Here is a 21,457-nt window from a genome sequence, read left to right as displayed (position 1 = left end):
CAAAGGAATTCCGATGTGGAACATCACGCCGTGGGCTTTTTCTGCCGGAATCGTCCTCGCCACGTTGTGCGGCAATGGCAACGCCGTCGGACAAACCCTCGCTCCGACGCATCGTGACGTTGCGTATGACGATCAAGATCCGTCGCAGAAGTTGGACCTCTACCTGGCAAAGTCCGAGACACCAACACCCGCCATGATGTTCTTTCACGGCGGCGGCTGGCGTGCGGGCAGCAAGGATCATGTGCCCAACTGGTTGCTGCGAGCGGTGCAACAGGGTCAGATGTCGGTCATCGCGGTGGAATATCGCTTCACCGACGTTGCCGTCCATCCGGCCCAGGTGAACGACTGCATCCGTGCCGTGCAGTACGTGCGTGAAAACGCCGAGCAGTGGAACATCGATCCCGAACGGATCGGCGCGACGGGCGGATCCGCCGGCGGGCATCTGTCGCTGTGGGTCGCCTTGCACGACGACCAGGCGGATCCTTCATCGGACGATCCGGTCAAACGGCAATCGTCTCGCGTGGCCTGTGCCGTCGGGTTTGCGGGGCCCACGGATTGGTCCTTGCTGAATGAACTGCCGCATGACCATCCTGCCTACCGACAACTGTTGGGTTATGAACCGGGCACGCCCGCTGAAAAGATGGATCCGGAACGAAAACGGAGCGTTTCGCCGATCAGCTACGTGAGTGCGGACGATCCGCCGGTGCTGATGGTGCACGGCGACAGCGATGTCATTGTTCCGATTGAACATTCCAAGCGGTTGCTGGAACGATTGAAAGCCGTCGGCGTACCGGCAGAATTGGCGGTGATCGAAGGCGGCAACCATGGCGTTGCGGGCGCCTCCGATTCCGTCAGCGTGCGAGCGTCCGAGTTTGTTCGGGAACACCTGGCGGAACCGGCGGTGACCCGCTGAGGTCGACGTGGCGACGCGGTTGGTGGAACCGCCGAAGAATGAAGAAGTCTGGACGGCGTCCCTCTGCGATATCGACGCTCGTAAGAGTTTTTGCGTTGTGGACAGCCACCGTCTGGCGACGGTAGCTACGTTGACTTGATGAATGCCGCCAACTGCCTTGCAACGCGAACGATCAAATCAGCGAGCGCTGAGCTCTTTGACCGCTTCGACCAGGGCGATCGCATTCTCCACAGGGGTCTCCTTCAAGACGCCGTGCCCCAGGTTGAAGATGTGCCCGTTGCGACCGGCAACACTGTCAAGCAGGTCACCGGCGTGCGAACGGATCACGTCGGGAGAGGACAACAGTACCGCAGGATCCAGGTTTCCCTGGACGCTGCGATCGGATCCGATGCGGTCCCATGCGGTGGCCAACGGAATCCGCCAATCGACGCCGACCACGGTCCGGCTGTCGCCGCGAAGCAGGGGCAGCAGTTCCGGGTTGCCGGTCGCGAAATTGATGACGGGAACCTCCGGAACGATCCCCGCGATGATCTGTTTCATCCAGGGAAGGACGAATTGGCGATACTCCTGGGGCGACAGGCAACCGGCCCAACTATCGAACAGTTGCACGCACTGGGCACCGGCGGCGATCTGGTGATTGAGGTACACGGTAATGGCCTCGCTTAGCGTCGCCATCAATTCGTTCCAGGCACCGGCGTCGGAAAACATCAGACGTTTGGTGTGGGTGTAAACCCTGCTGCCGCCACCTTCGATCGCGTAGCTGGCCAAGGTGAAGGGCGATCCGGCAAATCCGATCAGCGGGAGGTGTTCGGGCAAGTCGGCACGCGTTTGCCGAACCGTTTCGTAGACAAAGTCCAGAGCCATCGGGTCGTCCAGGCGACGCAGTCGCTTCAAATCTTCCGGCTGGCGAATCGGATTGTGAATGACCGGGCCGTCACCGGCGACGAATTCCAAATTGAATCCGAGCGGCTGCAGCAGAGGCAACAAGTCCGAAAAGATGATGGCCGCATCGACGCCCAACCGATCCACCGCCGTACACATCACCTCGCTGCACAGCGCAGGATTGTTGCAAAGTTCCAGGAATGATTGTTTGGCGCGCACCTCACGGTATTCGGCCATGTAGCGACCGGCCTGTCGCATCAACCAGATGGGTGTGCGATCGGTCGCTTCGCCGCGGCAGGCTTTCAGGAACAGGCTGTCATGGGAAGGATGTTTCATCGCCGGGTCTTGTGTTGCGGCAGCATGGGAAAGGGACTGTCGGATCGATTCGGCAGATTGTTTCAAACGTTTTTTGGCCGTGACGATTTCACCGGCTCGCTTGGCCGCTTCGATGACGAGGTGCCCCATCTTCGGATGCGCCGGTTCCAGGTCGGCGTGCAGATCGCATTCGGACAACATCTGGGTGGTCGTCGGCCCGATCGAGGCGATCGCGGTGGTTCGCAGTCCGTCCCGCAGCCGATCGGTGATGCCCATCTGTTCGGCGATCCGCATCATGTTGACGATCTGGTGGGCGCTGGTCAGCAGCAGCATGTCCCGTTCGCCGTCGGCCAATTTGGTGACATTCTCACGCAGCGCCTCGGTGTCGGTGGGCAGGTCCCAGCCGTAAACCCGAACGGGAGCGACCGAGGCCCCGCGAGCCTCCAGCCCGGCCACCAACGAGGCGTTCGAGATGCCGTACTCCTGCAGTCCGACGACCTGATTGGCGATCGGAACCTGATGCGAATCGATGTACTGCAGGATTTCCCGCCAAGTGTTTGGTTCTCCCACCTTGTGGGTCGGCTGGATCCCGAACTCCCGCATCGCGGCCACCGGTTTGGGTCCGCGGCACAGGGTCGTGATGTCCGACAGGGCGTCCAGAAAACGGCGGGTGTCGACGTGCTTTTCGACCGCACGCATCAGAAATCGAAATCCGACCCCAGTCATGAAGATCACGGTGTTGATTTCCCCCGTCATCACGCGGTAGGCGAAATTGATCGCCTCGCGATTCGGCTCGATGGGCACTTCACGCATCGAAGGGCTGACATGGCTGACCCCGCCGTGACGCTCGATCAGACGCGCCATGTCGTCGGCCCGCCGACTTTCCAGCGAGGCGATGTGGAGTCCGGAAAAATCTGCGGCATCGGTCATGGTCGGGGACGAATCACGAATAAGGGGGAAACGTGGGGCGGAGCCGGTCGGCGGCATTGTAGGCCTTTATCGCAGCGTTACGATTACCGGACAAGCCGACGCCGCGGTAATCGCCCCTGTCGATTGAATCGCCTGCCACCCTCCCACACAGTTTCCTTTTCCGACCTTCCCCTCACCGATGCCCCGTAGCCCGATTCGCGCCCCCAAACGTTCGCTGGACTTGTCACAGCATCTGCTTGTCTTTCGGTCGGCCCCCGGGACCGACCAGGCGGATGCGAGGGGTCCGAGTCAACCGGCACCGGCTGAGATTGTGGCGGACGTGCCCGCCACCCTGACCAGTCAGACGCTGTTCGGAAACGATCGGCCATTGGAGGTGGAAGTGGGCAGCGGGAAGGGGCTGTTCCTGACCCGGGAAGCGAAGCGAAACGGGGAGCACAATTTCTTGGGTGTGGAGATCATTCACAAATACGCCAAGCACTCGGCGGCCCGGTTGGCCAAGGCCCAACTGGAAAACGCGAAGATGATTTCCGGCAACGCGGAGCCGTTGTTCTCCGATCGGATTCCGGCCGGTTCGCTGGAGGCGGTGCATGTCTATTTTCCCGACCCCTGGTGGAAAAAACGGCATCGCAAGCGGCGCGTCGTCAATGAACGGAGCGTGCTGAATTTCTTGCGTGCCCTGCGCGAAGGCGGACGGCTCCACTTCTGGACCGACGTGCTGGACTACTTTGAGTCGACGATTGAGATGATTGCCGAAATCGCGCCCCAGTTCGGGGTACCGATTCCGGAAGAAATGTCGCAGGCGACCCACGACTTGGATTATCGCACCCACTTCGAGCGTCGCAGTCGCAAGAACCAGATTCCGGTCTACCGCGTCCGCTACGAAAAACGGGGTTGAGCCGGGTCAATCAGCGACCGAGACGGAGCCGGGAAGGGGCCGGCCTGCCGTCCGGTTGCCCTGCCGCCCGGGCGCTTCAACGGGGTGGGTGCGACCCTTCGGCCCCCCGACTCGCGGGTGGCTATCGATCCGCGCCCAAAACCGGTTACGCTGACGGCTGAATCATCCTGCTCGCACCACGAGACCCACAAGGAAGACTCGCGCGACATGTCGGAAACACTTCCAGGCGAAACCAACGCCCAAAATCCCGGCGGCTTTGTCCACCTGCACTGTCACAGCCACTACAGCTTGCTGGACGGGGCGGGCGATATCAAACGATTGGTGGGACGCGCCGTCGATCATGGCATGAACGCCTTGGCGCTGACGGATCACGGCAACTTGCACGGCGCGCTGGAGTTCTACCGGTCCGCGAAAGATGCCGGCATCAATCCGATCATCGGGTACGAAGCTTACATCGCACCGGGAAGCCGGTTCGACAAGGGCGGTGCCGGACGCAGCAAAGACGCCAGTTACCACCTGACGTTGCTGGCGAAGAACCGCACCGGGTTCAAAAACCTGATCAAGCTGGCCAGTGCCGCTTCGCTGGAAGGATTCTATTTCAAGCCGCGGATCGACAAGGAGATCCTGCAGACGTTCAACGAAGGCATCGTGTGCTTGTCCGGTTGCGTCAGCAGTGAGTTCAGCCGAACGATTCTGAAGGGCGGCGAGACGGAGAGCCAGGAGAAGGAGGCGATGGAAATTGCCGGCTGGTTCCGGAACGTCTTCGGTGATCGCTACTTCATCGAAGTGATGAACAACGATCTGGAAATCCAGCGGATGCAATTGCAGGGTGCCGTGGACATTGCCAACAAGATGGGCATTCCCGTCGTTGCCACCAGCGACTGCCACTACGTGGATCCGGAAGACGCCGAAGCCCAAGACATCATGTTGTGCATCAACACCGGGCGTTTCCGAACGGACACGTCGCGGATGAAGATGGAGAACGATCAGTTCTTCCTGCGCAGCCCGCAACAGATGTACGAAAAGTTTCCCGGGCTGGAAGACGCGGTTGCGCGCAGCCAGGAAATCGCCGACGGTGTCGACATTGATCTGGAATTGGGCAAGTACTACTTCCCAAAGTTTGAGTGCCCCGACCAGAAGCAGCCGATCGACTACCTGCGGGAACTTTGCATCGAAGGTTTGCTGGAACGTTACGAAGACGATCCGGATCGAATCATCGACGGGAAGCTTTCCGATGAGGTCATGACCCGGCTGAATCGTGAGCTGTCGGTCATCGAGAAGCTGAACTATCCGACGTACTTCTTGATCGTCTGGGACTTCGTCATCCACGCCCGCCGCAATGGGATTTCCGCGACCGCGCGGGGCAGCGGTGTCGGGGCACTGGTCTGTTACGCGCTGTACCTTTCGCACGTTTGCCCGCTGCGATACGACCTGCTGTTTGAACGATTTCTGGATGAGAGTCGTACCGAGCCGCCCGATATCGATATCGACTTTGAGAAGGAGCGTCGGATCGAGGTGATCGAGTACGTCAAACAGCGTTATGGCAACGACAACGTGTGCCAGATCGGGACGTTCGGAACCTTGGCCGCTCGGGCTGCCATCAAAGACACCGGCCGGGCCCTGGGGATCCCGTTGGCACGGGTCAACCAGGTGACCGAAATGGTCCCCGACGAGTTAAAGATCACGATCAAGAAGGCTCTGGAAAAAAGTGCCGATCTGAAACAGACCTACGACGGTGATCCGGAGATCCGTGAACTGTTGAACCTGGCGATGAAAATCGAAGGCCTGGCACGGAACGTCGGAACCCACGCGGCCGCCGTGGTGATTGCCGACAAACCGTTATCGGAATATGTGCCACTGACGCGTGTCCCCGGCAAACAGGATGTCATCACGCAGTGGTCGATGAACGACGTCGAAGCCAGCGGTCTGCTGAAGATGGACTTCCTGGGGCTGCGCAACCTGACAATGCTCAGCCGATCGGTCCAGTTGATCGAGCAGACGACCGGAAAGAAGGTCGATCCGCTGAAGTTTCCGCTGGAAGACAAGAAAACGTACGCGCTGTTGCAGCGTGGCGAAACGAAGGGCGTGTTCCAGTTGGAATCCGGCGGCATTCGCGATCTGCTGACCCGGATGAAACCGGATACTTTTCACGACATCATCGCAACCGCGGCGTTGTACCGGCCGGGCCCGTTGGAAGGCGGGATGGTTGACGATTACGTCAACATCAAACACGGCCGCCAAAGTCCGGAATACAAGCACCCGGTGTTGAAAGAGATCCTGGAAGAGACCAACAGTGTGATGGTCTACCAGGAACAGGTGATGCGGATTCTGAACCGCTTGGGCGGCGTCCCGCTTGCCAAAGCGTACACGTGCATTAAGGCGATCAGCAAAAAGAAGGAGGCGCTGATCAACCAGAACCAGGAAATCTTCCTGAAGGGGGCCGTGGAAAACGGTCTAGCGCAGAAAGACGCCGAAGACATTTGGAATCTGATCGTCAAGTTTGCCGGTTACGGTTTCAACAAGTCTCACTCAACCGCCTACGCGTTGGTGGCCTTCCAGACGGCGTACCTGAAAGCCCACTACCCCGTCGAATTCATGGCGTCGCTGCTCTCGAGCGACATCTCCGGACGGAACTTCAAACGCAAAGACTCCCTGGTCGAGCACATGGAGGATTGCGATCGGATGGGGATCGAAGTCGTTCCGCCGTGCGTGAACGCATCGGAAGCAGATTTCAGCGTTGCCGACGGGCGGATCCACTTTGCCCTTTCGGCCATCAAGGGCTGTGGTGGTTCGACAGCCGTTTCGATCGAATCGGAGCGGAAAAAGAACGGACCGTACAAGGACATCTTTGACTTTTGTGAACGCGTCGACCAACAGGCCTGCAACAAGTCGGCGGTAGAGACCTTGGTGAAGGCCGGTGCGATGGATTGCTTCGACGCAAAACGCAGCCAACTGGTTGCCGTCATCGAAAAAGCGATGCAGGCCGGGGCGGCAGTGCAGGCCGACAAGAAGTGCGGCCAGGCCAGTCTGTTCGGGGCTTTCGAAGAAGCCACCGAATCCAGCAGCGGCCCGGCGGTCGTGCTTCCGGACATGGAAGAATGGCCGGAACGTGAGAAGTTGGGCTACGAGAAAGAAGTTCTCGGATACTACCTGCACTCGCACCCGCTGGCCGAATACGAATCCAAGCTGGCAACGTTCCGGACTCACACCACCGATTCACTGGCCGATGTCAAGGATCGCGGCGAGGTGATCCTGGGCGGAATGATCAGCTCCATCAAGATCGCACACACGAAGAATCCCAAACCCGGCCAGCCGTCCAAGTACGCCAACTTTGACTTGGAAGACATGCAGGGTGCCATTCGCTGCATCCTGTGGCCGCGAGGATTTGCCGATCACGGTGAAAAGGTGCAACCCGATGCGGTCGTGTTGGCCAAAGGAAAAGTCGATCGCCGCGGCGGTGGGGACGAGGCCAACCTGATCATCGACGAACTGATCCCGCTGAATGACCTGGACAACCGTTACACCCACGGGATGCGGATCCGATTGAACGAAGCGGACCACGACCACCAGACGATTATTCGGCTGAAGGAGATCCTGCGCGGCTACCCGGGCAGCCAGGAATTGTTGTTTAGCATGCAGCTGAATGACGGCGAATTGGTTCACCTGAAGGCGGACAAGTTCAAAGTCCAGGTCAACCCGGAAATGCGGACACGGATCGATGACCTGCTGGGCAGCGGTAACTATCGATTGATGATGAGCAAGCCTCGCTAGCGTCGCCGATGACGCTGGAACTTTTTTCCTTGAGATGTAGCGTAAACAATGACGCGTCTTGTTAACGTCCGGTGCATCGGACCGTTGCTGTGGACCACGTGCCTTTTGGTTGTCCCGGCGGTATCCCAGTCGGAAGCGGTTCAGCTTTCACCCGCCGACGTTTCCAATTACAACCTGCTGAAAGAGTTTGCCAAGCAGCAGGCCGGTGAACCGTTCACACCACGTCAACCGCTCCCGAAAGCGTTGGCCGATTTGAGCTACGAACAGTTCCGCGAAATCCAGTTCAATCACGAGCGGGCGCCCTGGCAGGACAAGGTCCCGTTTTGGTTTGAAACTTTCCACCGTGGCTACGTCCAACAAGACCGTGTGGACTTGTTCGGTGTCGAAGGAGAGGAGGTCGAGCGATTTGAGTTCAGCAAAGACGACTTTGACTACGGCGAAGCGATCGACCGCGATACCATTCCGGATGATCTGGGGCATGCCGGAGTGCGCATCGTTGGAAAGTTTCCGGGCCGCGACGACGTTCAGGAAATGTTGACGTTCGTCGGTTCCAGCTACTTCCGCGCACGGTCCGGCGAAACGGTCTACGGCGCCTCGGCGCGGGGATTGGCCGTCAATGTCGCCATGAACCAGGACGAAGAGTTCCCGTTCTTTCGACGGTTCTGGATCCTCAAGCCTTCGCGCTGCGATGAAACCGTCACCGTCTTGGCGCAGCTGGATAGCCCCTCGTTGACCGGTGCGTACCAGTTTTATTTTCGCCCCGGCACCATCGAATCGACGTTGAGGGTTCAGGCGACTTTGTACGCGCGGGAACAGCCACCCGAGGATGCGGTGGGGGTGGAGAAGTTGGGCGTGGCTCCGCTGACTTCCATGTGGATTTGGGGCGACGGTTTGGATGGTCCGCCCAAAGACAATCGGCCCGGCGTGCACGACAGTGACGGCCTGTTGATCGAAAGCGGTGAAGCCGGCTGGGTATGGCGTCCGTTCACGCGCCAGCCTTACCCGTCGACGTCGTTTCGCTCCGTGCGGGCATTGCTGGGGTTCGGCATCTTGCAACGCAATCGAGCGTTCTTTCACTACGAAGACTACAACGCCAAGTACCATCTTCGGCCGAGCATCTGGATCACGCCCGATCAACCGTGGCTGGATGGCCGCGTGGAACTGTTGGAGATCCCAGGGGCGCACGAGGGGATCGACAACATTGCGGCGTATTGGGTTCCATCCAAATTGCCTGAGCCGGGCGAGCCGCTGGAGCTTGGATACTCCGTGAAATTCTTTCCCGGAGACGTCAGCGCGGAAAACTACGTCGGCCGGGCCACAAACTTTCACATCGATCGAGAGTTGCCGGACGATCAGATCGGGCTGCAGATTCGATTCGCCGGGTTGGCGTTACAGCAGCAGCCGTCCGATCGAGCCGTCGACATTTCCGCCGAAATCCGCGACGGAACCCTGATCGAACAGCAAGTGCAGCGGACCGAAACCGGCGACTATTTGCTGGACGTGACGTTCAAGCCCAGCGGAGACGGTCCGGTCGATCTTTCACTGCGGTTGGTCGACGGCAGTCGCCCGCTGACCGAATTGTTTTCGTATCTCTGCCCGCGAGATCAGCCCGAATTTGTGTACCCCAGCGTGTACACCCGACAGGAGTAAGACGCGGAAGGCTCGCGTCTCGCCTTTGACCCTCCGGGCATTGGTATCGACACAATTCACTCCACCCTCCCGTGAGGAGGTCGCGCAATTGTACTTCACCCTCCCTCCGGGAGGGTCGCGGAGGAGCTAGCGACGACGCGGGGAGGGCAACGTCTGACGCGATTGATTTCAGCGGGTTCTTGAAGACGCCCTCCCCAAAGACTCGTACCTCGCCTTTGACCCTCCCGGAGGGAGGGTGAATTTTAGAAAAGTCATTCCGTCATGCACAGCCTGACCTACGAAATCGGCATGAGGTCACGACGGCTATGACGGCTGGCCTTGCGAATTTCTCAGGCTTGCTCGGCCTGACGCAGGGCTTCGACCAGCGTTTGAATTTCTTGGACCGAAAGCTCCTCGGCGCGCGTGGTCTCCCCGTGCCCCAGCGAACTCAACACCGCATCGACTTGCGATTTATCCAGTCGGTTCTTCATCGCGCTGATCACGTTGCTGCGCAGGTACTTGCGACGATGGAAAAACAGGGCCCGAACGGTTTGGTGGAAGTAATCCAGATCGGCAATGGCTGCCCGCCGTTCCGGATCAAGATCCAATCGAATCACCGCGGAATCCACCTTCGGTCGCGGCCAAAAAACTTTCGGGCCCAGCACGCGAACAATCTCGGCGCGGCACATCGATTGGATCCAGATGCTGAGGGCTCCGTAGTCCTTCGAACCCGGGCCGGCGACGATTCGGTCCGCCAATTCTTTTTGGATGGTCACCACCATGGCATCGGGCGGTGGTTGCTGATGAAGCAAATTGGAAATGATCGGTGTCGCGACGTTGTACGGCAGGTTCGCGACCAGCAGGAATCGCGCATGCTCACCGAGCCGGCCGAGTGCTTCACGGATGTCATCCATCAGGTCGTCGCGGAGCGAGTTCTTGTTCCGCAGCGCATCGCCCTGGATCAATTTGACGTTCGCGCGCCCCTGCAACTCTTCGGAAGCCAACTGGTGCAAATTCCGATCGATCTCCACCGACAGCACCGCGCCGGCGGCGTCGGACAACCGCGACGTCAGCGAACCGACACCGGTGCCGATCTCCAACACGACATCGGTCGATCGCAGTTCGGCTGACTTGGCAATCAGATCGACCAGGTTCAAATCAATCAGAAAATTCTGGCCGTACTTGGAGACCGGGCGCAGACCGGCCTGGGCCAAGCGTTTGGAAAGGTAGCTGGCGGTTTGACGCGGCTGGTTCAAGGGTCGGATTCACCGGAGTGGGGAAGGGCGGAAGGGGAAAGCAAACCGAGGGAGCGTTGGACGTATTTGGCCAGGAGATCCGTTTCCAAGTTGACGGCGTCGCCGATCTTTCGGCATCCAAGTGTGGTCACTTGCAGCGTGTGCGGAATCAATGCGACGGTGAACGAGTCGTCGTCCACGTCGACGACCGTCAAACTGATCCCGTCGATGGCGATGCTGCCCTTGGAGGCGACTTGCGAAGCCAATTGCCGGGGCATGCGGAATCGCAGATTTGCCCAGGGCGGGCTTTCGGTACGTTCGATCAGTTCGCCAAGAGCGTCAACATGCCCGCTGACGTAGTGACCTCCCAACCGGTCGCCGACCGCCAGCGAACGCTCCAGATTGACCGAGTCCCCCGCGACAAGTTGTCCCAGATTGGTTCGCGAAAGCGTTTCCTGGCCGGCTTCAAAGTCCAGCACCGGGCCGTCGATTGCGACCACGGTCAGACAGCAGCCGTTGATGCAGATGCTGTCTCCCATTCCGGCGTCTTGGGCGACCAGTTGGGATCGAATGCGGAGTCGTTTGCCGGGCGGGTCATCGATCAACTCGACGACCTGGCCCATAGTTTCGACCAGTCCAGTGAACATTGCGAATGTCGGAAAGGCGGATATTGCGTCAAAAGAGGTGCGGCGGGTAGTCACCCTCGCCCGCATTGGACAGAATGCCGCCCGAATCGACAAGCGACGGCGACATCCCGTCGGGCTTCCCGCCCACTCGAGGGAGTGCCGGTTTCCGGCCGCTCGCGGGCGTGATCCGGAAATCTGAATTCAAACCAAAACAAGTCCCTATTCACCCACCCTTTCAATCTCAACCTCGAGGTCTGCGATGACGTTGATCGAAGCGATCCACGCCCGACAAATTTTGGACAGCCGTGGCAACCCGACCATTGAATGCGAAGTCCTGTTGGACGACGGAGCGCACGGTCGCGCGGCGGTCCCCAGCGGCGCCAGCACGGGAGCCCACGAAGCATGGGAATTGCGCGACGGCGACAAGTCCGTGTTCATGGGCAAGGGCGTTCAAAAGGCGGTCGCCAATGTGAACGAAAAAATTGCCCAAGTCCTGCAGGGAATGGACGCCCTCGATCAGGCCGAGATCGACAACGCGATGTTGGAATTGGATGGGACGGAGAACAAAAAGACGCTGGGCGCCAACGCAATTCTGGGTGTTTCGCTGGCCACCGCGCACGCGGCTGCCGCATCGACCGGTCAACCGCTGTTCCGCTATCTCGGTGGTGTCGGGGCCCGTTTGTTGCCGGCACCGATGATGAACATCATCAACGGTGGCGAACACGCGGACAACTCGGTCGACATCCAGGAGTTCATGGTGATGCCGCTGGGGTTCGAGCGCTTCAGTGACGCGCTGCGATGTGGAACCGAGATCTTCCACAACCTGAAAAAGGTGCTCAGCGGAAAGGGCTACAACACCGCCGTTGGAGATGAAGGCGGTTTTGCTCCGGACCTGAAAAGCAATCAAGAAGCTCTGGACGTGATCATGCAGGCGATCGACCAGGCGGGCTACAAGGCCGGGGAACAGGTTTGGATCGCGCTCGATGCCGCTTCGACCGAATTCTATGACCGTGACTCCAAGAAGTATTCGATCGACGGCAAGCAATTGTCCGGCGACGAAATGGTCGACTTCCTGGCCGATTGGTGCGACAAGTACCCGATCTGCAGCATCGAAGATGGATGCGACGAAGACGACTGGGAAACTTGGAAGAAGCTGACCGAACGCGTCGGTGACCGAGTCCAGCTGGTCGGCGACGACCTGTTTGTCACCAACGTCACCCGCCTGCAAAAGGGAATCGACGAAGGAATCGCCAACAGCATCCTGATCAAAGTCAATCAGATCGGTTCGCTGACGGAAACGATCGACGCCATCCAGCTGGCTGGCCGGAACGGCTACACGGCTGTGACCAGCCACCGCAGCGGCGAAACCGAGGACAGCACGATCGCTGACTTGGCCGTCGCCCTGTGCACCGGCCAGATCAAGACCGGTTCGGCCAGCCGGAGTGACCGGATGGCTAAGTACAACCAACTGCTTCGCATTGAAGAGATGTTGGGCGACGCAGCCTTGTACGGCGGCCCGTATTTCGCGGACAAGCTGAAATAACGCCTGCCTGAGAGGCCGCCTCAGCTTTCCGCTCGGAGGTGGTGCCGATTTTGCTTCACCCTTCTTTCCAAGGAGGGTTGAGCGGCAGTGAGGGGAGGATTGTCCGTCTCTTCGCCGACGCGGTTTCCGTCGGCTGACGCCGACGGCAGGGAGCTGGCGTCGCCTCGCGACTGGGAGCCAGACGGTTGTCGTTCCTCCTCCCTTGAGGAGGAACGCGTGCATTACGGCGACACGACGGTTCGAATCACCGCTCGGGCGCCCAAGGGCTTTCCGCGACTGACCGCTTCGACTTGCAGGTCGAAGGTCTGGGGTTGGTTGCTGACCAACACGATCTCATAGGTGATCGTTTCGCCCGGTCGCATCGATCGGATGTCGGCAAGGTAGACCTGGCCGGCATTCACCTCGAAGGAACCCAGCTCCGGACTGCGCTGCTGCGTGATTCGTTGGATTTGCACGCCGGAAGGCAGATTGAACCGAATGCTAACGACGCTGTCGGGTGTTTGGGACGGGTTGGTCACGGCCAACCGATATCGAATCGGCTGGTTGGCCGAAACCGGTGCGGTCGGACCGGTGAGGTTCAAGTCCAACGCCTGAGGTTCCGGTTCGGGCGCCGCGGGCGGCGGAGTTGCCGGCTGCTCGGGAGTCGGGATGGGAGCCGGTCCCGACGGGATCCTTGGCGGCGGCATGGCCGGGGGCAGAGCGTCCGGCTGGGACGGCGGTGGTTGGACTGCCGCGCCGGGCAGGATTTCGAATTCCAATCGCTGGCTGGCCCGGGCGCCTTCATCGGACTCCACCGTCATCACGACCGTGCTTCGGGGGCTGGTCCCGATCGCTTCGAATTGTGCTTCCAAAACCTGACTGTTTCCCGGGTCCAATCTTGGGATCGTCCACTGGACCAGGTAGCGTCCCGGTTCGACATTTCCCAAGAAATCTTCGGTGGCTCCCAAGGGTTTCAGTTGGGCGTCGTAGACCATCACCACCTTGACGTTTTGCAACGGGACCTGACCGGTATTGCCGACCACACCGCGGAATAGCGGCGTCGCACCGACGGAGGTCTGAGCGCGACCGTTCAGTGTGGCGGTCACCGCGGGCGTCGGGACGGGCCGATTGATCACGGTGACACAAGACTCGCTGGTCGCACGCTGGCCGGCATCGGCGGTGGCTTCCACGTCGATGCAGCGGCGGCCGGGGTCGGTGGCAATGAACGTGACGGCAACGGGCCACACCGCTCCGGGTTGCAGCGGACCATCGGTCTTTGGCTTGCGAACGGTCCGTTCATTGCTCTCATGCAACATGCCGGAGTCGCCGGTCGCGACCAGTTGCACATTCTCCAACGGCCGATCCCCGGTGTTGCGGACGTCGATGTTGTAGGTGACGGCGTCACCGACTTCGTAACGCTCCTGCTCCGGAGAGACGCTGAGCACCAAGGACGGACGGTAGACGTCAATGGCCACCGTGTCGGTCGCAAACAGCTCGCCTTCGCCACGCGCCTCGAACGTCAGCCGCATGGGTGATTCGGTGGTGACGTTCGCAAACAGGTCCAACTGCGTTTGCGGCGGGATGGTCCCGATTTCCCACACGATCGCACCGGGCGTGTTGGTGGCAAACGAGTCCGGGCTGGAGGCCTGGACGCGGCTGGGAATCTGCATCGTCACCCGAACATTGTTGGCCGGCTGATCACCCGGATTGGAAACGTTGGCGACGACCTGCACCGGGGAGCCATAGGTGGCGACGGCGGGGGCGCCGGCCCGCAGAGCCAACTGGGGCGAACTCCAGCGGACAAATGTTTGCCCCTGGCTGAGCGTCAACGTTGGAATGTTATCGGTCTCGCCGCCGGGTCGAATGATTTGCATGTTGATCGTCGCGGTTCCCGCCGTCCCGGGCGTGGGGACCAATTGCACCGTGGCGTTGCCGCCGTCATCGACGGTGGCTTCGACGTACGAGGAACCACCGGTGCCCGCGAAGGTTGCCAAGTCGGGTTGCATGATCTCGTAACGCACCTTCCAACCCCGTGCCGGCAGTGTTCCTTCGGCACGTGTCACGCGCGTGTTCAACTCGACCGGGGTGCCGGCGGGAACGATCTGCGTTCCCGGATACTGCCAACGCGCGTCGACCCAGTAGATCGTCGCCGTCGCTTTGCGTTGATCCCAGCATTCGCTTTCCGGTGCCAGTACGGTGACCCGACTGGTGCCTTCGCTGGGGCTGCTGATCGTCAACCAGGTCTGTCCTTTTTCCAGTTGGACGTCGTCGCCGGGATTCATGTTCCCGCGTGTGATTTTCGCGCGTTTGGTGCTGGTGACCCCAAACGCATACGACGGGTCCTGTTTGGATGCTTTCTTGACGCGGGCAAGCTTGTGCAGCAATCCGGGATCGTCATTGCCCACTTCGATGAATGTTCCGACGCTGTCGGGCGTCAGCATCCATTCCAACGGTTCCCCCATCTGCAGGTAGCCGTCGGTGCCGCAAATTCCCGACAGCAAAACCACTTCGCCGCCAACAGGCGCGACGATTTTCTGAGGTGACAGCAAGATGCAACCTCGCTTTCCCCGTTCGGGAAGATGGCACAGGTCCTTCATGTGGCATTCATTGCCCAGCAACACCGCGGGCGGACCGTCCTTACAGTCGCCCGGGCAAGGCGCACTGGGGACGCAGGGTTCGGTCGACGCACCGCCGACCGACGTTTGCGGAGGCACGGAGGTCGCGGGGAGCGGCGTCAGGCATTCCGGCGGGGCAGCCGGTTCGACGAACGCGGGCTCCGGGATCGAGAACGGATTCAGGTTCAGCGGATCGCCGAACTTGTGAAAGAGTTTGTGCTTGTGGCCGGCATGCCCAAAGTCCGGAAGTGCCAGACCGGTTGTCGTCGGCAACGGCGAGAAGATTTTCTGACCGGTCGGATCGACGGCCGGCAGACGCAGCCGAGAGCAACCCCCCAGAGGAATCAGGATGACCAACAGCAAAACCCAAATCTTAAGCCCACGACAGCCGTCACGCCTTGACGCCGACGGGGATGCCGAAGCATGGATCCCGAATTGCGGTGAGGGTGATGGATGGTCGGACATGGATTCGCTAGGGGCCGCGTTGGAAGGCATCCGTGGAAGGACGAAGATTGCGGAACGGAGGTGCCGCGGCGGAAGCGCGCATGCAGACCCCGTCCATCGAACCCTAGCACGCGGATTGGGGGGATGATGCGAAAACGCAACATCGAATGATGCCCAAAGACAACGAAAGTGTGCGGTCTGGAGGGCTTGGCGCGATTAGCGAGATTGCCAGATCAGAAGATCCGGTTGCTCCAGCATGGCCGGCGTCGGACCGCTGCCGGAGGGACGCAAGAAATTGCCGACGGCAAAGTCCAGTTTGCCGTCGCCGTTGAAGTCACCCTTCGCCACGGAGATGTGATTGTGAGCTCGGCCTTCGATTTTGGTCGGCTGGAAATTTCCTTGATCGTCCTGCACCAGCATGACGATCGACGACGTGTCCAGCTTCAACCAAGATTCGGTACCGCTGGGCGCCAGCAACGACACGGCGATCACATCCTTGTCACCGTCCCCATCAAAATCTCCGGCCGTGGCATTCAGCGCACCCGGCATGTGGCACAGCTCGTGTCGCGTCATCGGCAATGTTCCGGTGTTCTCCAACCATTGAACGCTGTGGTGCGGCTTGGCACCGCGGTCGAACGAGTCACCGTTGGTGTACAAGACGTCCATATCGCCGTCATCGTCCAGATCCACCAGTTCAATTCCGCTGCTGCCATAGGCGGGGTCGGGAGCCTTCCAAATCACCTCCGGATTGAACTGGCCGCTGCCATCGTTGCGAAACAGTTCGACCCGTTCGTGTTCTTGGCTGATCAACGCGATGAAGTCCAGGTCGCCATCACCGTCGAAGTCGACCGGCGGCACATGCACCGGACCATGGCGATCGTCGATCACCCGCGACTGGAATTCAGGCAGCCCTTCATCGGACGGACCGGTATTCTCCAACAGCAACGTGGCTCCCGTGGTCCGCCAACCGAAGGCAGCAATCAACACATCGGTATCGCCATCACCATCGAAGTCCCCCGTGCGAGCGTCGGCCACGCGCCCGAGCCCTTCGGCCAGAACGTGCTTGCTGTATTTCTCCGTCTCGGGGTCGCGACGCAGCCAAACCACGCGGCCCAGATCGCTATCGTCCGCGTCGAATTCGCCGATGTCGGCAACCAACAAGTCCGGCACTTCGTCCTGGTCCAAATCGGTCGGTTGAACATGAACCGGCTGCAACACCGTCCCCAGACGGTGAACCCCACGCTCGGGCTCGTTGGGCCAGTAAGCGTTGATCGTCCCCGTCCCGATGTCGCAAAAAACCAGCGAGGGTCCTGGCAGCGAATCCAATTTCAAGTCCGTCCACTGCACGTTGGTCACCGCCGGCGGGCGGGCCCGTGGTCGGTCCGACGGAACATTCGATGCCGACGTGACCGAGTGATGGATCGGTGCCTTGGGGTAGCCGGTCGCCCCTTCGAACAACGTCAATTTGCTGGGCGCCTGCGATTTGAAGTACCGCAGGACGTCATCGTAATGGGGAATGATCAGATCATCTCGGCCCGATTGACCGTACAGCATGAATCCCTGTTCGATTTCCATCTGCCATTCGCCCGCCGGCGAGCTGGCCGGTCGCGGAACCGCGTGACAGTCCCCGCAGAAGGCCCGGATCGACGGTTCAATTTTCGCAATGAACGCTTTGTCTTCGGCCGACAAGCTGACTTCCGTCGCCTGGTCAGCGCTCACCGGTTCGGTCGGGCGATCGGATTCAGAGCTGCAGCCTGGCAAAAAAAGGACCAGAGCCGCGACGATCAACCCGAAATGGCGGAACTGGTCGAGCGGGTGATGGAACATGCGATGGATTGTCAAAGATTTGGTTTCAAACGGATTCGCCGGTCGATTGAAGGGGGGCGGCCCCCCTGCCGGATCGGAGAGAATAAAACTGCGATACCGCGCTGTACGCGAAGGCGGTAGGCGTCAAACTTTCCAGGACCTGCTTTTGTCCACTTGGAAGATCCCGTCCTACAGTCGAAATCGCAATTCGCGATCTGTAAACCGCGAATTGCCAGTCCCAACACCGACCTGAAGTCCGTACGTGTCGTTATAGCAAACGGCCCAATTCCCGAACACGATTTGTCCGCCCACCCGAAGGCGGTTCGATTGCCAATTGTTGCTACCATGAACCTCCACGGGCGTCTGCGTTGCCCGCCACGACCGGCCTGATGATCCCACCGATGAAACCCGCGTTGTTCCCAACTGTTCCGATCGCCGCAACATTCCCCGACGCCGTCACGGCGGAGGCCGATCCGTCGGTTCCAGCCCCCGTCGTCTTTGACGACGCGAAGCCGGGTCGCTGTGATGCTGCCCCCGGCACCCGAGGGAGCCGGCCGATGACTGCCGCGTTTGGCAAATCCATCGCAGCCGTGTTTTTGGCCGCGGTGGCGTTCGCACTGCCTGGGTGCCGTCAAAACGATTCCGATTCGGGAGGTGACGTCCGCGGGGGCGCGGCCTCCGTGCCGGGGCTGTCGGAAACGGACCTCATCAATCCGGTCGGCACACTGAAGCTGGCCATCCGTGAACGACGCTGGGAAAAGGCTTGGACGGTCACCGGGTATCTGTTGCGGGAAGATTCTGGCGCGGCGTCCGAAGAAAACGGCCCATCGCCAAGCTTCGAAGCTGACACGTGGGCTTTGATGGGGCGGGCGGCACACGAAACCGGCCACCTGCAGGAAGCCGCGGAATATCTGTGCCGTGCCTGCGAAGTCGAATCGTTCGCGACTCCGATGCGAGTCCGCCAGGCGGTGATCGCGTTGGTCGGCGTCGGTCGCTTCTACGACGGCTTGGCGTTTCTGGAGCGGGCAATCGCTGCCCAGCCAGATCAAACGGAAAACCGACGGTGGCTTTTCGATTTGTACGCCGGCGCCGACGATCGGATCTCCGCCATCCCTCACGGCAAACAATTGATTCGATCCCGGCTGTTCGACGTCGAACTGTTGGTGACGCTGAGCAATACGGAAATGCGGCGGCTGGAAGCGGATCCGCTGGAGGAGATGGTGCAGCGCAACCCGGACGACCTGCGTCCCCGGCTGGGCACGGCAAAGTCGGAGTTCGATGACGGCGATTACGACGAAGCCATCAAGATCCTGAGAGAAATCACCTCCAAGCATCCGGACTATCACCCCGCTCAGGCGATCCTGGGGCAAGCCCTGGCCGCCGACGGTCGATCCGGCGAAGTGGAACAGTGGGCGGCCGAACAGACCGCGGGAATTGAAGACTACCCGGGTTACTGGATTGCCATCGGCGACTGGGCGCGCGGGCGCGGAGACCTCGAATCGGCATTGCGGGCCTTCGGCCAGGCGACACAATGTCCCGATCCTGACGTCGTCCAGGTCTGGACGCGGCTGGCCACGCTGCTGCCGCAAATCAATGGTTCCAAGCAGCAGATCCCGGAAGCCACCGTCCAGGCCGTGAACGAGCGGGCCAAACAGTTGAGTCGGTTTCGACAGTTGAAGGATCGCTTCGAGCGAACGGGAAAGATCTCGCGTGCGATCGCTTTGGACATCGCCCAAACCCTCCAGCAGTTGGGCCGGCTTTGGGAGTCGGAGGCCTGGGCGTCGATCGCCATGACCTTGGCCGAAGACGATGCCGTCGATGTGGCGGGGTTCCGAAAGGAGTTACTGTCCGAACTGTCGGCCGAGACGCCTTGGCAAGTTCGTCAGGGACACCCCGAATTCGCCCCCTTCTATGTCAAATTTCCAATGCCGGAAATTGAAAAGGTCGTTTCGAGTTCCCGGCCCGAACGCAACGCTCCGGTTGATGCGTCCGATAGTCCACGGATGACCGCGGGAGAAGTGATGCCGTCATGGAAAATGTCCGATCAAGCGGAAGCCCGTCACCTGCGATACTTTGGACGAACCAGCGACACGCTGGATCAGCCCGGCATCATGCTTTACGAAACGCTCGGTTGCGGCGGCGGAACGATCGATTTCGACCGCGACGGGTGGGAGGACTTGTACCTGGTGGCGGCCGGTGGAACACCGCCGGCAGCGGATTCCGAGCCCAACGAATTGTTCCGCAATGTGGATGGGGACTTCCAGCCGGTCGCGGCGTCAGCGGGCATCGATGACAGAGGGTTCGGCCAGGGCGTCGCGGTTGGCGACGCGAATGAAGACGGATTCCCCGATCTGTTGGTGCTCAATTACGGTCCCAATCGCTTGTACATCAACAACGGCGACGGAACGTTTCGCGATGCAAGTGGCTTGATGGCGTCGGGACCGGCCGACGAGTGGTCCTCCAGTGGTGCGATTGCCGATGTCGATGGCGACGGACTTTCGGATCTGGTCATTGTCAACTATTGCGAAGGGCTTGAGCCGGTCACCCGCACCTGCCCGATGAAGGGGACGGATCAACTTCGCTCCTGCACCCCCGTCTTGTTCGCGGGAGCTGCCGATCGATTTCTGGCCAATGACGGGTCGGGCGGCTATCCCGATGCCACGACCCGCTGGAACGCCAAGCCCGATCGGAACGGCCGCGGATTGGGAATCGTCATCGGAAACATGGACGGCAACCAGGGCAACGAAATCTTCATCGCCAACGACATGACCAACAACCACTACTACAGTCGGGTCCCGACAGAATCGTTCGCGCTAGCCGAATCGGCGATGGTGCGTGGGATCGGCGCCGATGACCGCGGAATCGCTCAAGGATCAATGGGCATTGCCACCGGCGATCTGGATCGCGACGGGGATTTCGATCTGTACGTGACCAATTTCAATGGCGAATACAACACGTTGCACCTGCAGGCGTCTTCCGGCATCTGGCGCGACCGGACGGCCGCGGAGAATTTGACTCGCCCAACAATTCCCCTGGTCGGATTCGGGACCGAAGCCATCGACATGGACAACGACGGAGATTTGGAGCTGGTGATCACCAACGGGCATGTCGATCTGTTCTCACGCGGCGACGAGATCGCGATGTACGACCAACCGTTGCAGCTGTTTCGACGCGCGGGAAGCCAGGGGTATCAATCCGTCGACGTCGATTCGCTAGGCGATTATTTTGCCAAACGCCATGTCGGCCGATCGCTATGGACGATCGACGCCAATCGAGACGGCCAGGTGGATCTTGCGGTGACGCACCAAACAGAACCCGTAGCGCTATTGATCAACGAAACCGAATCGAATGCCAACTGGATCCGGTTGGAACTGCACGGTCGACGCAGTTCTCGCGACGCGATCGGCAGTGTCGTCAGCGTCCAAACGACCGACGGTCCGCATTTGGCGTTTCGCGTTTCCGGCGATGGTTACCAATGCAGCAACGAATCGATCCTGCAACTGGGGTTGGGCGATGCTGCCGATGAACGAGTCGACATTTCGGTGACCTGGCCCGACGGAATCACTGAAAACTTTAGCGAGATCCCGACACGGACCCAGACGTCGCTGGTGCAGCAGGCGCGGTAGTGACCGCCGAGAATGTCCAGCAGTTCCCCCTCACGCTGAGTCCAGTCGCGAAGCGACGCAAGCTCCCTGCCGTCGGCGCGAGCCGACGGAAACAGCTACCCAAACACCACCAGCCGCGAAGCGGCGACAGCCACACCGCCGCAGCAAAGACAGGGGCAATTCTCCCGTCGCTCCGCTTGACACTCTTTGGAGATGTCGTGCAGCCGAGCCGGCAAAAGACTTGCCTTTCTGAAATGCACCCTCCCGCC

11 protein-coding genes are annotated in these 21,457 nt (G+C 60.3%); 6 read left to right on the top strand and 5 right to left on the bottom strand.

Annotated features, from left to right (window positions below; all coding sequences use genetic code 11):
- The first annotated feature begins 13 nt into the window (after positions 1-13).
- Complete coding sequence (locus FYK55_RS27555; RefSeq protein ID WP_150079837.1) at positions 14-913, top strand: alpha/beta hydrolase; 900 nt, start codon at positions 14-16, stop codon at positions 911-913.
- Positions 914-1,090: 177 nt separating this feature from the next.
- Here the strand turns inward: FYK55_RS27555 and hemE are convergent, their stop codons facing one another.
- Positions 1,091-3,040: a uroporphyrinogen decarboxylase gene (gene hemE / locus FYK55_RS27550; RefSeq protein ID WP_150079836.1), complete on the bottom strand. Its 1,950-nt coding sequence runs from the start codon at positions 3,038-3,040 to the stop codon at positions 1,091-1,093.
- A gap of 178 nt (positions 3,041-3,218) precedes the next feature.
- Between hemE and trmB the strand changes: the two genes are divergently transcribed.
- The 3 genes from trmB (at position 3,219) to FYK55_RS27535 (ending at position 9,356) form a co-directional block, all read left to right on the top strand.
- On the top strand, positions 3,219-3,935 hold the full coding sequence (gene trmB / locus FYK55_RS27545) for a tRNA (guanosine(46)-N7)-methyltransferase TrmB (RefSeq protein WP_150079835.1): 717 nt from the start codon (positions 3,219-3,221) through the stop codon (positions 3,933-3,935).
- Positions 3,936-4,142: 207 nt separating this feature from the next.
- Complete coding sequence (dnaE, locus tag FYK55_RS27540) at positions 4,143-7,706, top strand: DNA polymerase III subunit alpha (protein WP_150079834.1); 3,564 nt, start codon at positions 4,143-4,145, stop codon at positions 7,704-7,706.
- Positions 7,707-7,754: 48 nt separating this feature from the next.
- Positions 7,755-9,356, top strand: coding sequence for a glucan biosynthesis protein (locus tag FYK55_RS27535; protein WP_150079833.1), 1,602 nt, complete (start codon positions 7,755-7,757; stop codon positions 9,354-9,356).
- Positions 9,357-9,685: 329 nt separating this feature from the next.
- Here the strand turns inward: FYK55_RS27535 and rsmA are convergent, their stop codons facing one another.
- Positions 9,686-10,591, bottom strand: coding sequence for a 16S rRNA (adenine(1518)-N(6)/adenine(1519)-N(6))-dimethyltransferase RsmA (gene rsmA, locus FYK55_RS27530; RefSeq protein WP_235909022.1), 906 nt, complete (start codon positions 10,589-10,591; stop codon positions 9,686-9,688).
- Positions 10,588-11,217, bottom strand: coding sequence for a riboflavin synthase (locus FYK55_RS27525; protein ID WP_150079832.1), 630 nt, complete (start codon positions 11,215-11,217; stop codon positions 10,588-10,590). Before FYK55_RS27525 ends, rsmA begins: the two co-directional genes overlap by 4 nt.
- A gap of 238 nt (positions 11,218-11,455) precedes the next feature.
- Here FYK55_RS27525 and eno point away from each other — a divergent pair, with 238 nt between their 5' ends.
- The gene (eno, locus tag FYK55_RS27520; RefSeq protein ID WP_150079831.1) at positions 11,456-12,739 is read left to right on the top strand and encodes a phosphopyruvate hydratase; all 1,284 of its coding nucleotides are present in this window, start codon (positions 11,456-11,458) and stop codon (positions 12,737-12,739) included.
- 221 nt (positions 12,740-12,960) lie between these two features.
- Here the strand turns inward: eno and FYK55_RS27515 are convergent, their stop codons facing one another.
- Together FYK55_RS27515 and FYK55_RS27510 are read right to left on the bottom strand one after the other, a co-directional pair.
- Positions 12,961-15,798, bottom strand: a complete 2,838-nt coding sequence (locus FYK55_RS27515) for a DUF7507 domain-containing protein (RefSeq protein WP_235909021.1) — start codon at positions 15,796-15,798, stop codon at positions 12,961-12,963.
- Positions 15,799-15,993: 195 nt separating this feature from the next.
- On the bottom strand, positions 15,994-17,496 hold the full coding sequence (locus FYK55_RS27510) for an FG-GAP and VCBS repeat-containing protein (RefSeq protein ID WP_161604793.1): 1,503 nt from the start codon (positions 17,494-17,496) through the stop codon (positions 15,994-15,996).
- A gap of 644 nt (positions 17,497-18,140) precedes the next feature.
- On the opposite strand from FYK55_RS27510, the gene FYK55_RS27505 reads away from it, so the two are divergent.
- Entirely contained in the window at positions 18,141-21,209 is a 3,069-nt protein-coding gene (locus FYK55_RS27505; RefSeq protein ID WP_161604792.1) for an FG-GAP-like repeat-containing protein, read from the top strand.
- Positions 21,210-21,457: the final 248 nt, after the last annotated feature.

It is taken from the genome of Roseiconus nitratireducens (assembly GCF_008629675.1).
GTDB lineage: Bacteria > Planctomycetota > Planctomycetia > Pirellulales > Pirellulaceae > Stieleria > Stieleria nitratireducens.
This window is presented reverse-complemented; position numbering and strand designations above follow the sequence as displayed.

What these genes read in the sequence shown, in the direction of transcription:
- FYK55_RS27535 (WP_150079833.1), top strand. Translation starts at nt 7,755, where the DNA reads ATGACGCGTCTTGTTAACGTCCGGTGCATCGGACCGTTGCTGTGGACC.
- dnaE (WP_150079834.1), top strand. Translation starts at nt 4,143, where the DNA reads ATGTCGGAAACACTTCCAGGCGAAACCAACGCCCAAAATCCCGGCGGC.
- hemE (WP_150079836.1), bottom strand. Translation starts at nt 3,040, where the DNA reads ATGACCGATGCCGCAGATTTTTCCGGACTCCACATCGCCTCGCTGGAA.
- trmB (WP_150079835.1), top strand. Translation starts at nt 3,219, where the DNA reads ATGCCCCGTAGCCCGATTCGCGCCCCCAAACGTTCGCTGGACTTGTCA.
- FYK55_RS27555 (WP_150079837.1), top strand. Translation starts at nt 14, where the DNA reads ATGTGGAACATCACGCCGTGGGCTTTTTCTGCCGGAATCGTCCTCGCC.
- FYK55_RS27515 (WP_235909021.1), bottom strand. Translation starts at nt 15,798, where the DNA reads ATGTCCGACCATCCATCACCCTCACCGCAATTCGGGATCCATGCTTCG.
- FYK55_RS27505 (WP_161604792.1), top strand. Translation starts at nt 18,141, where the DNA reads ATGACTGCCGCGTTTGGCAAATCCATCGCAGCCGTGTTTTTGGCCGCG.
- FYK55_RS27525 (WP_150079832.1), bottom strand. Translation starts at nt 11,217, where the DNA reads ATGTTCACTGGACTGGTCGAAACTATGGGCCAGGTCGTCGAGTTGATC.
- eno (WP_150079831.1), top strand. Translation starts at nt 11,456, where the DNA reads ATGACGTTGATCGAAGCGATCCACGCCCGACAAATTTTGGACAGCCGT.